The following is a 14456-nucleotide window of genomic DNA, read 5'->3' as shown; positions in this document are numbered from 1 at the left end:
ATTGAATCAAGTTTGTTTGAATCAATCCTAGGATAGCGGCGAGAATTACGAGTAATGAATAGATGGACGCAAGAACACATAGAGATGTGACGATCCATCTTAGTACATGATCGTGCCAATGCAGTTTGATGGCGCAATGGCCGTTTATCAATACAATATGTGGGTAGGCTCGACGGATCTGAGTCCAAGTAATATTTTCATGATTCTTTTGGAGCTCAAGCAATCCGGTACGCATCTGAGAGTCTGCGTTAATTCTGTAGTACCGGAGGAATGCTCCTTTCTCAAGACTGTCCCTCAAAAAACTCTTGGCATCATGGCTAATTTCGCCGTTATCTAGAAGTGCCCTGGCAAGATCATAGTGCCTATCTCTTCGGTCGGCATAGTAGGTGATTAGTTTAAAAGGCTATTTCTTTAGCAAAAAATACACGGAAAGAGCAAGAAATCCGGTCCATAGACCTCTATCCATGTTTTCGATGAAATGCTGTATAAGAGCTTCCATAAGCTCTCCTGGTTATTAGTGCCTGAATTACAAAAATGCCTTGTTATTGGGGTCTGATGTTAGGGGGCAGGCTCTTCGTCACCCAGTCCCTATGCCTTGCTAACCTTCTTCATCATGATGTTCGATTTGACGGAATCTTCGATCTCTACCCTGTCGTAATAGTAAAAATCATAGCCGGTCGCGGCTGAGGATCGGGTAACTGTGGTGTTTGGCTGCTCATGACGGGCCGCGGGGTTGTAAAGAAAAACATGGAATGCTGCACTAGCCTGTTAGATCATGGCTTGCCTCGCGATCATGATTTAATCTTAGCCGTTAGCTGTTTGACGACTGACGCTTCTAGTAATTCGGCTGCGTGTATCAAAGCTTCCATGTCACGGAAATTTTCGGCGTATGAGAGCTTGCTAGTTGTTTTCCCCGTATGCGCGATCTGATGACGCGTGTTTAGAACTCTGCCGAGTATTTCTCTGAATGTAGGTGCCCAGCATGACGCTGCATCTTTTATACCGATATTTTCCTTAAATAAATTATTAATGTTCTTTATGTTTGGCGTATTGAATCGTCTCAGCGATTCATCAAGTCGTGTTTCTACGATGTGTAGGAATACACTATTCGGTTCAGATAGCTCGATCTTCTTGAAGCAGAATTTGGCTAGCAGGTTGATGCATAACCTAGTGAACGATCCTGCGAGTTGATAGTCATAAATCCGTTCCTCAATCCCTTGTCCTGACAGCGATGCGCGGCCCACTCGATCCCCAGTCCTCGATGTTCCATTATTTCTCGCCGGAATCGCGCGTACCGGCCGATCATCCCCTGCGAAGGGTGAAGCAATTGGCCGATCGGGCGCTGAGTGCCATTTCGGCGGACCTGGATGCGCTGTACTCGAGTACCGGCCGCCCGTCGATTCCGCCTGAGCGCCTGCTCAAGGGGCAATTGCTGATCGCGCTGTACTCGATCCGGTCTGACCGGCAGTTCTGCGAACAACTGAACTACAACATCCTCTTTCGCTGGTTCCTCGACATGGACCTGGAGAGCGCAGGCCTGGACCAGTCGAATTTCAGCCGCCTGCGCGAACGCCTGGTGGCGACTGATATCGCCCGCCGCTTCTTTGACGAGGTGGTGAGCCTGGCGCGCCGGCAACATTTGCTGTCCTCGGATCACTTCACTGTCGACGGCACGCTCATCGAAGCCTGGGCCTCGTTCAAGAGTTTCAAGCGCAAGGACGGCGAGCCGCCGAAAGACGGTGGTGATGGCACGGGGATGGTCAATTTCAAAGGTGAGAAGCGTTCGAACGCCACACACCAGAGCAGCACTGATCCTGACGCACGGCTCATGCGAAAGGGTAACGGCCAGCCTGCCAGGCTCAGCTACGGCGGGCATGTGCTCATGGAGAACCGTCATGGCCTGTGTGTCGACATCCTGATCACGGAATCGACGCAGGCCGAGCACCGTGCTGCACGCACGATGCTCACCCGCGCCCGCCGACGGCGTATCCACCCCAAGAGTCTGGCGGCCGACAAGGGTTACCACATCAAGGATTTCGTGGCGCACCTGCGCGCGCATCGTATCCGGCCGCACATTGCTCGAATCGACCATCGCTGCACGCCTGGACTCGATGGGCGCACGACGCGAACCGAGGGCTATCGGATCAGCCAACGCAAGCGAAAGCGGGTGGAGGAAATCTTCGGCTGGCTCAAGACGGTCGGTGGGTTGCGCAAGACGCGATTCATCGGGCAGGCGAAGACGCAAATGGCGGCCTTCATTTCTGGCGCAGCCTACAACTTGTTGAGAATCGCGAAATTGGGAAATGCGGGAGGAACGGCGTGAGTCGGGCAAACGAACCAGGGGCTGATCGGTCTCGGAACGTCCATGCCGGCAATGTGGGTCGCATTGAAAGCCCCATTCTCTCGACGAAGTCCCTGTGAAGATCAATTTGAACCCCTGGGTTAGTCCGGTGTTCAGCTCTTTTGCATCAGCCTGCTAGATCTTCGATGAATACCTGCCAGCTTGAGATAAGCTGAATTAAATAAGCCTGATGTAAGTAGTGAATTTTTGATTCAAGATTTTTGACGTTTGCAGCTTCTAAGTCCGCTTGAATAAGCTGGATAACCTTTATTCTGACCAAAGCTTTGCTGAAGAGTTGGGCGGGGGTTCTTTCGAGAGTCAAGGGTAATGACACAGCATTCTCCCGGCTGTTAACGAATGAAAGCGGTATTTAGTGCAAGTAGTCTATTGGTTAGTTCAACGAATGCTACGACAACTGGTTTTTATCTGGCAAAGAGTGCGTTCGTGGCTTTCGTAGGCGACGGTGCAGGCCTGATGATCCAGACGCGCGAGTTCAACCGCACGGGCTTCTGGTTTGGCTGGCGATCCCATTGGCGCCGGGTACGACTGCAGCGCAGTCATACTGATAGGGGGCGCGCACGATAGCAGACCCTGGGTCTCGGCCACAGCTGATGGCGGCCGATTTCGTGCGCGCCTACCGCAAGCGTCAGGCCGTCAAGAACGACCGGGCCGATGCCGCGGCGATCCTGGCCGCGCTGCACGCGCCGGGCATACGCCCATTCCGGTCAAGACCGAAGCCCAGCAACAACGATTGGCATGGCACAGCTTGCGCCTGGGCTGGATCGAGGAGAGAACGACGCTGCTCAACCGTATTCGTGGCGTGCTGGCCGAGTTCGGTCTGGTGGTCGAACCGGGCGCCACAAAGCTGCGCCGCTGACTGGCCGAACATGAGTTCGACACCGCCCAACCGATGATCCGGCGTCATCTGATCCATAACGTGCGTGATCACCTCGATGCGCTCGATCAACGCCTGACCGAGTGCGACCGGCAGATTGCTGCACAGCAGACCGAGGATGCGGCCGCCCGGCGGGTGCGTGAATTGCCCGGCGTTGGCAATCTGACTGCCGATGCGATCATCGTCAGCGTCGGTGACGCGCGGATGTTCAAGAACGGCCGGCAGTTGCCGCCTGGCTGGCGGAGCTCACGCCGAGCCAGTATTCCAGCGGCGGCAAAGCGAAGCTGGGGCGCATCACCCGCCGCGGTGACAGTTACCTGCGAAGTCTGCTCGTACAAGGCGCGCGCAGCGTGTTCGCGGCCACCTTGCGCAAGGCACGCAGCAGTCCGGAGACGCTCACCCGGTTGCAACAGTGGATCGTGGGCTTGAATGCACGGGTCAGGTATCACCAGACCCTGGTCGCCATTGCCAACAAACACGCGCGGCTGCCGCAGATCATTACGCGGTCGTGCGCGGCGTCGAGCGGCGGCAGCTCGCGTTCGATGAAATCCACATAGGCTAGCTCGCAGACCCGGCGCACGCCATGCACCAGCACCACGTGTTCAAAGCGCTCGTAGGTTTTCGGGTCGCGGATGATGCTGAGGAAGTGGCCGTTGAGAAAGCTCAACAGGGAGCCGTTTCAGTGGCGGATTTGCAGGACGCGTTCGGTGCTGAGATTGCTCATGATGGTTTCCTTTATGGTTCAGGCCCGCTCGTCACCGAGCTCGCGCAGATAGGCCCAGGGATAGATGCCGCGGTCGTGGCCGTCGGCGAAGACCAGGTTGAGCCCCTTGTCGGCGACCGGCCGGATGTCGGCCAGCGCGGCAGGCGGGGCGGGTAACTGTCCGCTGCGCCGGCGCTGGGTGCAGGCAGCGCAGCGGCATTGCTGGCGCAGCCGGCCGTGGTGCAGCACGCTCAATGCGCCGTCGTCCCATTTGATGACCAACTGGCCGGCGCGGCGGTGGTCGGTGATTTGCACCGGACGTGCGGCGAATGCCATGTCCGTTCTCCTGTCACTGACGTGCCAGCTCGATCGCGGTCAGCGCCAGCCGGGACAGCTTGCGGACGTCGGGATCGGGGTCTTCGAGTGCCTTTTCCAGCGCGGGAATTGCGCGCGGGTCGGCGATCTCGCCGAGGGCGATGGCGGCTTCCTTGCGCAGGTTGCTGATCGTGTGCGACAGCGCATCCACCAGTGCCGGCAGGCCGGCGGTGGCCTTCAGTACGCCGAGGCTGCGCGCGGCCTTGACGCGGACCTGCCAGTAGTCGTCGTTCATGGCCTTGACCAGATCCGGGATCGCCGGGCCGAGGCGGAGCTTGCCGATGGTCTGGGCGGCTTCGTCGCGCACCGTCCAGGCACTGTCGTTGAGCGCCCGGGTCAGCGCCGGCAGCACGCTGATCTCCGAGGTGTAGCCGAGGGCGCCGACGGCGATGCGGCGGACCTCGGCGTCCGGGTCGTGGGCGGCGACTTCGGCCAGTTCGCCCACGGCTTCGGCACGGCGCAGGTAGCCGAGCACGCCTACGGCTTCGCGGCGGACGCCCGGGTCGGGGTCGCGCAGTGCGGCAAGCGCCGGCTCGAAGGCGCCGGCGGCGCGCAGTGCCCGTATGGCGCGGAAGGCCAGCGTGCGCACCGCCGCGGCATGTCCGCTCAGATAGGGCAGCAGGTGCCCGGCCGAGGCGCCGTCCTTCAGTTCGGCGAGCACCTCGCCGGCGGCGTCGCGCACTGCTGCGTCGTCGTCGAGCAGGCGGGCGGCCAGCGCTTCCACCACTTCAGGTTCCTCGAAGCCTTCGAGCGCGCGCACCGCTTCGGCACGGACGTCGGCAACCTCGTCGCTCAGGCGCGGCAGCAGCAGCGGCACGATGTCGTCCTCGTCGCTGTAGGGCAGCTCGATCACCGCCAGGCGGCGGACTTCGGCATCGGTGCTGGCGAGGCGTTCGGCGAGTGAGCTAAGGCTGATCGTCATCGCGTTCTCCTCAGCGCAGCAGGTAGGGAATGCTGACCTCGACGGCGCCGGTCGGGCAGTCGGTCTCGCAGGGCAGGCAGTACCAGCATTCGTCGAACTGCATGAAGGCTTTCTTCTTCACCAGGTCGATGGCCAGCACGTCGAGCGGACAGACGTCGACGCAGACCGTGCAGCCTTTTTCGGCGATGCATTTGTCTTCGTGGACCTTGACCGGTGCCTGGGTCAGGGTGGTGGCGATGCTCATGGGTAAGTCCTCTGTTCGATGGGGCGCGTCAGGCGGCTTCGGCCTTGCGTTCGACGCGCAGGCGCTGGTAGGCGTCGCGCTCGTCGTCGTCGATCGGCACGACGTAGGGTTCGACGGCCTTCTTGGCCATCGCCATGCGGCCGTCGGCGCCCTTGCTCAGCAGGGTGTGGCAGAACCAGTCGGCATCGTTGCGTTCGGGGTGATCGACGCAGTAGTGGTACAGGCTCCAGCGGCTTTCAGTACGGAACATCGACGATCGTGCCGCCATCTCCGCGCAATCGATGATCGACATCGCTTCCATCGCCCGCATCAGTTCGTGCGGGTTGGTCGCCACCATGGCCTGGGCGTCCTCGCGCACCTCGTCGAAGCGGCGCAGGCCGATCTCGTACTTGCGGGTGATCTTCGGCGGCTGCAGGTAGTCGTTCACCAGGCGGCGGGTCTTGTACTCGATCTGGAATGGCGTCAGCCCTTCGCTGCGCTGCAATGGCGCCGACACGCGCGCCTGTTCGGCTGCCACCGCGCCCTCGTCGATCGCCTTGTCGGCGACCGTGCTGCAATATTCGGCGGCGTTGTGGCCGCAGATGCGGCCATAAACGAAAGCGCCGAGCATGTAGTTGTGCGGCACGCTGGCACAGTCGCCGGCGGCGTACAGGCCGGGCACCGAGGTTTCACCGCGCGCGTTGGTCCAGATGCCCGAGGCGCTGTGGCCGCTGCAGAAGCCGATCTCGGAGATGTGCATCTCGATCATCTGCCTGCGGTAGTCGTTGCCGCGCTTCTCGTGGAAGCGGCCGCGGCTGGGGCGCTCGTTGGTGTGCAGGATGTGCTCGATCTTGCTGATGGTCTCTTCGGCGAGGTGGTCGAGCTTGAGGAAGACCGGGCCGTTGCCGCTCTGCAGCTCGCGGTAGAACTCCAGCATCATCTGGCCGCTCCAGTAGTCGCACTCGATGAAGCGCTCGCCCTTGCCGTTGGCGGTATAGCCGCCGAAGGGGCCGGTGACGTAGGCACAGGCGGGGCCGTTGTAGTCCTTGATCAGTGGGTTGATCTGGAAGCACTCCAGGTTGGCCAGCGCCGCGCCGGCGTGATAGGCCATGGCGTGGCCGTCGCCGGAGTTGGTCGGGTTCTCGTAGGTGCCCATCAGGTAGCCGGAGGCGGGCAGGCCGATGCGGCCGGCCGCGCCGGTGGTGATGACCGCGGCCTTGCAGCGGATCACGTAGAAGTCGGCAGTGCGACAGTCGAAGCCCATCACGCCGGCGGCTTCGCCGTTGGTCCCGGTCAGCAGGCGGGTGACGACGACACGGTTGGTGATCTCCACCCGCGCGCGCTTCAACTGGCGGTAGAGGATCTTCTTCATGTGGTGGCCTTCGGGCATCGGCAGCACGTAGCTGCCCAGGTGGTGCACCTTGCGCACCGCGTAGTCGCCGGTCTCGTCCTTCTCGAACTTGACGCCCCAGCGGTCCAGCTCCTGGATCATGTCGAAGCTGTTGGCCGCATAGGCCATCACCGCTTCCTGGTCGACGATGCCGTCGTTGGCGATGGTGATTTCCTTGACGTACTGCTCGGGCGTGGCGTGGCCGGGGATGACGGCGTTGTTGAGGCCGTCCATGCCCATCGAGATCGCGCCACTGCGCTTGACGTGGGCCTTGTCGATCAGCAGGACCTTCAGCCCGGGGTTCTTTTCCTTGGCCTTCACGGCCGCCATCGGCCCGCCGGTGCCGCCGCCGATCACCACCAGGTCGAATTCCATGTCGATGCGTTTCATTGCTGTTCCCGTGCAGAGGAACGGCAACCTTACGCCGGACGGGTTCGCAGCCGAACCAAGATGAATTGCTATCGATTCCACTGCCGGGGATAAGGCGGTAAGTCATCGAGAAGCTTGCAGGCGGTACGCGTGCTGTCGGTACGAAGGAGCTCGATGGCGGAAATGCTTTCGAGAGTGCTGCGCTTGAACAGGCTTTTCAGGGTGGTTCGAGCCTGATGTGCCGCGATGGAAAATCAACTGCCCAATGGCTGAAAATCATTCATTGGGTGGATGATCTTCAGCCATCAAAACGTCAGTGTCCGCCATTCTGGATCGAGCGTCCGGCCGATGAAGGCTGCGGCTCCGGCCTGGCCGCGGACTTCGGTGCGCAGCGCTTCCGGCGCCACGCCATGGGCCTGCATTGCAGTCGGGCAGGCGTACAGCCGGGCGCCGTAGCGGACGGCTTCGTGCAGGAAGTGGGACAAAGGCGGCATGTCGCTGCCCTGCCCGCCCGGATGCAGCGTTTCGGCCACGCCGGGCACCAGCAGGCGCACCGAGCGGGCAGTGAAGTACATCTCGACTTCTGCATCCATTGCGGCAGCGGCGGCGGCGAAATGGAAAGGCGTGGCGCACAGATGGGGGCTGTCCGGGTCGGCGGCCCAGACGAGGATGGCGAGGCGTTCGTTCATTCGCGCAGGCCTTTCGCGCCTTCACCCAGCAAGGGTGCCTGGAAGCCTTGCAGGTCGTCGAAGCGCCAGAGGTCCATCTGCGCGGCGATGCCGGCACAAGCCTCTTTCCAGCGCAGCAGGTGGTTGGTCGCATCCGCCGGCGCGATGCGCAGGCGCACCAGCCAGGCGGCGTAGGCGTCGGTGTTCATCTGCGCGGCAGAATGCGACAGCGCCTCGTTGCCTTCGACCAGCATGGCCTCGACCGGCATCTTCACCGGGAACACGGTCTTGCCCGCTTCGAGCAGGCCGAAGGCACGCCCGGCGGCCAGCGTGCGGCCGGACGGCTTGGGCGTGAACAGCAGGATCTCGCCGGCGATGGCGACGCCGAAGGGCGTCACGCCGACGCGCCAGACATCGTCCGCCTCGGCGGCAAACCACAGGTGGTTGGCCGGGTCGTAGCGGAGGTCTTCCGGAAAGCTGCAGCCGCGGAGTTCAGCCATGGCGGATCGTCGGAAAGGATGGCGGAAGAGAATGGGAGTCGAACCCACCTGGGACCGGCTGACGGCCCCACCTGGTTTTGAAGACCAGTCGCCCCACCGGGGAACGCCTCTCTTCCATCGGAGCGGGGATTGTAGCCCGCAGGGCTGGATTCTTCACCAGGCGAAAGTTCGTTCTTGATCTCTGTCATTGCCGCATGCCCAGGGGACTGGAGAGACTGGAAACGTGGCTATAATCGGCCCGCTCTGAACAGCATTGCTGCCATGACCACTACCCGCCCTTCGCGCTTTACCGCCTGGATCGCCGCCTTCGCGGTGGTGCTGGCTGCGCTGATGCCCACGCTTGCCCAGGCGATGGCTGGCGGTGGGCAGATGAAATGGATGGAAGTGTGCACCGTGGCCGGCATGAAGCTGGTGGCCGTGCAGGACAGCGACCATCCGGCCGGCTCCGGCAGTGAGGGCTCGACCATCCTGAAGGTCGAGCATTGTCCTTACTGCTGTTCACATGCCGGCAGCTTTGCCCTGCCGCCTTCAGCAACACCTCTGCTGGTGGCGCCGCTCGCCACCTATCGGCAAGCTGCCTTCCTGCCGACGGCCCCCAAAGCACTCCAGCGCTGGGGCATCTTCCTTTCCCGCGCTCCCCCGGCACTTTCCTGATCGCATCGTGCTGCACGCCACCGTCGTTCGCTCGGAACACGGTGAGTCGGCTGCCATGTCGGCAGCACGCGTATTCGTACGCAGCGAGCACCTGCATGCCCGCTGCTCCGCTCGGCTGGTGCGTCCTCGATCCCGGGGGCGCTGCATAGGGGGCAATCCCCCGCAAGGAGAGGAAGCATGAAAAGGAAAGTCGTCGTATCGCTGTTCGCCGCATTGCTGTCGTCCGCCGCATTGGCCCAGGTGGAGGTAGCCGAACCCTGGGTGCGTGCCACGGTTGCGCAGCAGAAGGCCACGGGCGCCTTCATGCGGCTGACCGCCGCCAGGGATGCGCGCCTGGTCGAGGCTCGATCCCCGGTTGCCGGCGTGGTGGAGATCCATGAAATGAAGATGGAAGGCGAGGTGATGAAGATGAATGCCATCGCCGCGCTCGACCTGCCTGCCGGCAAGGCGGTCGAGCTCAAGCCCGGCGGCTATCACGTGATGCTGCTCGATCTGCATGCCCAGGTGAAGGAAGGCGAGATGGTGCCGCTCACGCTGGTGGTCGAGGATCGTGACGGCAGGCGCGAACAGATCGAAGTGCAGGCACCGGTGCGCCCGCTGGCCGCAGGGCGCGGAGGCCAGCACGATCATGGCCATGCCATGGAGCACAAGCACTAGAGCGGCGTTCGCGCAATCCGCCGGCCTGAGCGCCGCTTTTCCTTCTGTCCATGATGCCGCGTTCCTTGCGCCATCTCCGCCTGTTCGCCCGTTTCGCCGCGCTGGTGATTCTGGTGGGCACGCTCGCGCCCTCGCTGATGCAGGCCGGCGTGCGTGCGGCCGATGCCGAGCGCTGGATGGAAGTGTGCTCGGTTGCCGGCATGATCCGCGTCGCCAGTCCGCCGGTCGATGCGGACGGCGATGTCCGATCAGGAAATTCGCTCGATCTGCGCTATTGCCCGCTGTTCGTTCCGCTGGGCGGCCATGTGGCGCTACCCGGCAGCGTGGCATGGCTGCCGCCGATGCTGCCGAAGGTGCATGTACAACCCGTCCATGCAGACCTGCCCGCGATTACTGCGCGAATCTGGCGGAAGACCTGGCCGCGTGGCCCGCCGGATTCCTCGATGCCGTTCATCGCTTTCGCCTGAAAGCGCCCGGCGCCCTCTTCGGGTGCCGGTACACCTGCCTTTCCCGACGACACCGCACACCGCCATGCCGGCTGCGCAGGGCGGCGCTCGTCCGTGTCGATCGGTCGAACCCGCTTCAAGGAATCCGACAATGAAATCCCTGCCGTCTCCCAGCCGTCTGGCTCTGGCGCTGTGCGCCATGCAGGCCGGCATGCTTGCCTCTCCGGCGGTATTCGCCGCCGACACCGAAAACGCCTTGGGTGCCGTGGTGGTCACCGCGCCCACCAGTACCGAGCCGCTTACCGTGGTCACCGACCCGAAAGCGCCGCGCCAGCCCATTCCCGCGCACGACGGCGCGGACTTCCTGAAGAGCATCCCGGGCTTTTCGGTGATCCGCAAGGGCGCCACCGACGGCGATCCGGTCTTCCGCGGCATGGCCGGCTCGCGCCTGGGGATCTTCCTCGACGGCCAGGAAATCTACGGTGGCTGCGGTGGCCGCATGGATCCGCCGACGGCCTATGTGTATCCCGAGTCCTACGATCGCGTGACCGTGCTGAAAGGGCCGCAGACGGTGCTTTACGGCGCGGGCTTCTCGACCGGCGCGGTACTGTTCGAGCGTGACCTGCGCCCTTTGAAGGAAACCGGCTGGAGCCTGAACGGCAGCCTGACGGTGGGCAGCTTCGGGCGCAACGATCAGGTCATCGACGTGAAGGGCGGCACGCCGCAGTTCCAGGTTCGCGCGGGTGCCACCTACGTGGATTCCAACGACTACGAGGACGGCGACGGCACCCGCATCCATTCGCACTACCGGCGCTGGAACACCCAGGCCGCATTGGCATGGACGCCGGACGAGCACACCGCGCTGGAGCTGTCGGCGGCGCGCAGCGACGGCAAGGCGGCTTATGCCGACCGCGGCATGGATGGTTCGCGCTTCGCGCGCGACAACGTCGCGCTGAAGTTCGAAAAGCGCGAACTGTCGCCGCTGGTGCAGAAAATCTGGGCACAGGCCTACTACAACTACGTCGATCACGTGATGGACAACTACAGCCTGCGCGACCAGCCGCTGGCCAACCGCTTCTCGGCGATGAACCCGGATCGCATCACCGTGGGCGCACGTGCCGGCATCACCCTGACGCCGGGCGAAGCCTGGAGCGTCACCCTGGGTGCCGACACCAAGCGCGATACGCACCGTGGCCGCAACATCATGAACGCATCCGGCAGCGATGCCGCGAAGGCTGCCTTCCGCGATCAGCCGTATGAGGAGGACATGAGCTTCCGCCAGTTCGGTGTGTTCGGCGAGATGGCCTACACGATGGCCGACGGCGACCGCGTGGTGGGCGGCCTGCGCGTGGATCGCCATGCGGCCAAGGACAGCCGCCATTGCGTCAATGGCATGTCCATGAACGGCATGTGCATGATGGCACCGATGAACCAGACCCGCGGCAAGACCGACCGCGACACCCTGAGCAGCGGTTTCCTGCGCTACGAGGGCCTGTCCAAACTGGGCAACTGGTACGTCGGCCTCGGCCATGCCGAGCGCTTCCCCGATTACTGGGAGCGACTGTTGCGCGACGAGGACACGCTGAACAGCGCCTTCCTCAGCACCGAACCGGAAAAGACCACCCAGCTCGACGTGGGCATGAACTGGCAGCATGGCGCATGGAACGGTTCGGTATCGGCCTACTACGGCAAGGTGCAGGACTACATCCTGCTGAAGTGGGTGGCGCCTGCCCGCGTGCGCAACGTCGATGCCACCATCTACGGCCTGGAAGCCGATGCGAGCTGGCGCTTCGCGCGCAACTGGAGCACGACCGCCACGCTGGCCTGGGCGCAGGGCGCCAACGACACCGACGGCAAGGCGCTGGCCCAGCAGCCCCCGCTGGAAGGCCGGCTGTCGCTGGACTACGACGACGGCAGCTTCTCCTACGGTGCGCTGTTGCGCGTGGTCGCAGCACAGAGCCGCGTCGATATCGGCTCCGGCAACATCGTCTCGAACGGCCAGGACATCGGCAAATCCTCCGGCTTCGGCGTGTTGTCGCTGAACGCCGGCTGGCGGCCGAAGAAGGGCGTGCTGCTGACCGCCGGCATCGACAACGTGTTCGACCGTACCTACGCCGAGCACCTGTCGCGCACCGGGGCATCGCTGCCGGGCTTCGTGTTCCCGGCCGACACCCGCATCAACGAGCCGGGCCGCAATGCCTGGCTGAAGCTGCAGGTCGCGCTGGATTGAAATCTGTGCGGTATCTCGTTTGCAGCAGTGCCGCGGGTGGTGCGGCATTGCTGCAAGCCCTGTCGGCCACTGCCGGGCTATGCGTCCTCGGTGACAGGCGGCTCGCCGCGCAGGATGTGGGCGCGCTGGCTGCCTTCGCCGACGCGGCGGGTGAAGCCGAAGCGGTCGAAGAATTCGAGGATCTGGATGGCGCGCTTGCGGCCGCCGCCGATGCGGTCGCGGAAGTCGGCGGCGCGGATGCGGCCGTCGTCGCCGGCGGCCAGCTCACGGACGATGCCGACCATCCGGGCGACGGTCGCGCGCGGATAGAACAGGTCGCGGACGATCTGGAACACTTCGCCGCGCATCGCCACGCGGCGCAGCAGGCGGCGGACTTCGACCTCTTCCATGTTGCAGCTCGCGGCGAGATCGCGCACCCAGGGCGGATCGAAAGCGCCGTCGGCCAGGCGTCGCAGGATTTCGTCGGCGCGAACCCGCTCGGCGGGCGAAAGCTCGGCGGTGTGCGTCGGCAGATGCCAGGCCGAACCGGCGCGGCGCAGGCGATCGTCGGCCAGCAGGCTTTCGAGGCGGGTGAGGAAGATCGCCGGCGGCAGTTGCGGCGCGCACATCCGGCGCAGGCGTTCGCGTTCCACGCCCGGTTCGTCGGCAAAGGCTTCATGGTGCGCTGCCAGGCGGGCGAGGATGCGCTCGGCGAGTGCTTCCCAGGCCACAGGCGAGAACAGCCGAGTGCCGCCCTTGGTGGCGACCACCTGCACTTCGGGCAGGCGCTGCTGCCAGGACGGTGCATCGGCACCGTGCAGGTTGTGGGCGGCGGCCAGTTCCTCGGCGTCGGCGCCGAGTACGGCGGCGTCGATCAGCGCGCGCAGGCGGACGTCGTCGTCACGGTGTTCGAGCGCCGCCAGCAGGGCGAGGCGTTCCGGCCGGCGGCGGTGGCGCGCGGGCGGGAAGGGGTCGAGCACGACGCCGCCGCCCAGCGTCTCGCGGCCGGCGGCGTCGCGGATCACGATGCGGTCGCCGCAGCAGGCGAACAGCGGCCGGTCGAGCACGGCCTGCACCAGGCCGTCGTCCCCGCCCTTCAGGCCGCCCGCCTCCAGCGCGCCGTCGAGCAGCACCAGCCGCGCCATCGCGTGGCCGCCGGCATGGTGCAGGGTCACGCCGGCCCACTGCCCCAGCTTGCGCCGCAGCTCCGGCAACAGCTGCAGGCGCAGGTCGAGGCGGTCGGTGCTACGTACCGGATGCGGCGACAGTAGCCAGTCGCCGCGTTCGATGTCGCGGTATTCGATGCCGGCGAGGTTGACCGCGCAACGGCTGCCCGGCCCGCCGATCTCGGCCTTGCGGTTGTTGACGTGCAGCCCGCGCACCCGCAGTTCGCGCGCCTCGCCGTCCGGCCGGGCCAGCAGCACGGTATCGCCGACGCGCAACTGGCCGGCATGCACGGTGCCGGTCACCACCGCGCCGGCGCCGGCGATGGCAAAGCGGCGATCCACCACCAGGCGCAGGCCGCCCTGCACGCTGCGCGCATCTTCGGCGGTCGCGATCGCTTCGAGATGGGCGCGCAGCGCTGCCACGCCCTCCCCGCTCTGTGCCGACACCGCGAACACCGGCGCATCGGCCAGCCGGGTCGGCGCCAGCAGTGCCGCCACTTCGGCGCGCACTTCCTCGATGCGCTCCGCCGGCACGCGGTCGCTTTTGGTGATCGCCACCGCGCCGCGGCCGATGCCGAGCAGATGGACGATGGCGAGATGCTCGCGCGTCTGCGGCATCACGCCATCGTCGGCCGCCACCACCAGCAGCGCAAAGTCGATGCCGCTGGCGCCCGCCAGCATGGTCGGGACGAATTTCTCGTGCCCCGGCACGTCGATGAAAGCCAGCGTCCGCCCTTCGCCATCGCCCGCCAGCGGTGCATAGGCATAGCCCAGTTCGATGGTGATGCCGCGCTGCTTCTCTTCCGGCAGGCGGTCGGTATCCACCCCGGTCAGGGCGCGGACGAGCGTGGTCTTGCCGTGGTCGATGTGGCCGGCGGTGCCGATGAGCATGGGGGACCTTCTGAAAGTCGGGTTGCGTGGAGGAGGCGAACTGTCTG

13 protein-coding genes, 1 tRNA gene and 2 pseudogenes are annotated in these 14456 nt (G+C 64.1%); 6 read left to right on the top strand and 10 right to left on the bottom strand.

Annotation, left to right across the window (positions count from 1 at the left end):
• The first annotated feature begins 1231 nt into the window (after positions 1–1231).
• Positions 1232–2323 (top strand): IS5 family transposase, encoded by a 1092-nt coding sequence (locus AAFL97_RS21350; RefSeq protein ID WP_341643699.1) that lies wholly within the window; start codon positions 1232–1234, stop codon positions 2321–2323.
• A 664-nt stretch (positions 2324–2987) separates the two neighbouring features.
• Here AAFL97_RS21350 and AAFL97_RS21345 read toward each other — a convergent pair.
• Positions 2988–3308: a hypothetical protein gene (locus AAFL97_RS21345; protein WP_341646645.1), complete on the bottom strand. Its 321-nt coding sequence runs from the start codon at positions 3306–3308 to the stop codon at positions 2988–2990.
• 42 nt (positions 3309–3350) lie between these two features.
• On the opposite strand from AAFL97_RS21345, the pseudogene AAFL97_RS24805 reads away from it, so the two are divergent.
• Positions 3351–3592 (top strand): annotated as a pseudogene (locus AAFL97_RS24805) (transposase); the annotation flags it as partial.
• Positions 3593–3714: 122 nt separating this feature from the next.
• Here the strand turns inward: AAFL97_RS24805 and AAFL97_RS21340 are convergent.
• The 8 genes and pseudogenes from AAFL97_RS21340 to AAFL97_RS21305 form a co-directional block, all read right to left on the bottom strand.
• A pseudogene (locus tag AAFL97_RS21340) lies at positions 3715–3882 on the bottom strand (ferredoxin--NADP reductase); the annotation flags it as partial.
• A 96-nt stretch (positions 3883–3978) separates the two neighbouring features.
• Entirely contained in the window at positions 3979–4275 is a 297-nt protein-coding gene (locus AAFL97_RS21335; RefSeq protein WP_341646644.1) for a DUF971 domain-containing protein, read from the bottom strand.
• Positions 4276–4288: 13 nt separating this feature from the next.
• Entirely contained in the window at positions 4289–5236 is a 948-nt protein-coding gene (locus AAFL97_RS21330) for a HEAT repeat domain-containing protein (RefSeq protein WP_341646643.1), read from the bottom strand.
• Positions 5237–5246: 10 nt separating this feature from the next.
• Complete coding sequence (locus tag AAFL97_RS21325) at positions 5247–5480, bottom strand: 4Fe-4S dicluster domain-containing protein (RefSeq protein WP_068637229.1); 234 nt, start codon at positions 5478–5480, stop codon at positions 5247–5249.
• Positions 5481–5508: 28 nt separating this feature from the next.
• Positions 5509–7239: a fumarate reductase/succinate dehydrogenase flavoprotein subunit gene (locus AAFL97_RS21320; protein WP_341646642.1), complete on the bottom strand. Its 1731-nt coding sequence runs from the start codon at positions 7237–7239 to the stop codon at positions 5509–5511.
• Between the two features lie 284 nt (positions 7240–7523).
• Complete coding sequence (locus AAFL97_RS21315) at positions 7524–7907, bottom strand: DsrE family protein (protein WP_341646641.1); 384 nt, start codon at positions 7905–7907, stop codon at positions 7524–7526.
• Positions 7904–8386, bottom strand: coding sequence for a glycine cleavage system protein H (locus tag AAFL97_RS21310; RefSeq protein ID WP_341646640.1), 483 nt, complete (start codon positions 8384–8386; stop codon positions 7904–7906). Before AAFL97_RS21310 ends, AAFL97_RS21315 begins: the two co-directional genes overlap by 4 nt.
• Positions 8387–8405: 19 nt before the next feature.
• Positions 8406–8502: transfer RNA gene (locus tag AAFL97_RS21305), tRNA-Sec, on the bottom strand.
• A gap of 145 nt (positions 8503–8647) precedes the next feature.
• Between AAFL97_RS21305 and AAFL97_RS21300 the strand changes: the two genes are divergently transcribed.
• From AAFL97_RS21300 to AAFL97_RS21285, 4 genes are all read left to right on the top strand, one after another.
• Positions 8648–9040: a DUF2946 domain-containing protein gene (locus AAFL97_RS21300; RefSeq protein ID WP_341646639.1), complete on the top strand. Its 393-nt coding sequence runs from the start codon at positions 8648–8650 to the stop codon at positions 9038–9040.
• 177 nt (positions 9041–9217) lie between these two features.
• Entirely contained in the window at positions 9218–9697 is a 480-nt protein-coding gene (locus AAFL97_RS21295) for a copper chaperone PCu(A)C (RefSeq protein ID WP_341646638.1), read from the top strand.
• Positions 9698–9747: 50 nt separating this feature from the next.
• On the top strand, positions 9748–10164 hold the full coding sequence (locus AAFL97_RS21290; protein ID WP_341646637.1) for a DUF2946 family protein: 417 nt from the start codon (positions 9748–9750) through the stop codon (positions 10162–10164).
• A gap of 130 nt (positions 10165–10294) precedes the next feature.
• Positions 10295–12373, top strand: a complete 2079-nt coding sequence (locus AAFL97_RS21285; protein WP_341646636.1) for a TonB-dependent copper receptor — start codon at positions 10295–10297, stop codon at positions 12371–12373.
• A 77-nt stretch (positions 12374–12450) separates the two neighbouring features.
• Here AAFL97_RS21285 and selB read toward each other — a convergent pair whose 3' ends face one another.
• Positions 12451–14409 (bottom strand): selenocysteine-specific translation elongation factor, encoded by a 1959-nt coding sequence (gene selB, locus AAFL97_RS21280; RefSeq protein ID WP_341646635.1) that lies wholly within the window; start codon positions 14407–14409, stop codon positions 12451–12453.
• Between the last annotated feature and the right edge of the window lie 47 nt (positions 14410–14456).

The sequence above is a fragment of the Thauera sp. SDU_THAU2 genome (assembly GCF_038260575.1).
Taxonomy (GTDB): domain Bacteria; phylum Pseudomonadota; class Gammaproteobacteria; order Burkholderiales; family Rhodocyclaceae; genus Thauera.
This window is presented reverse-complemented; position numbering and strand designations above follow the sequence as displayed.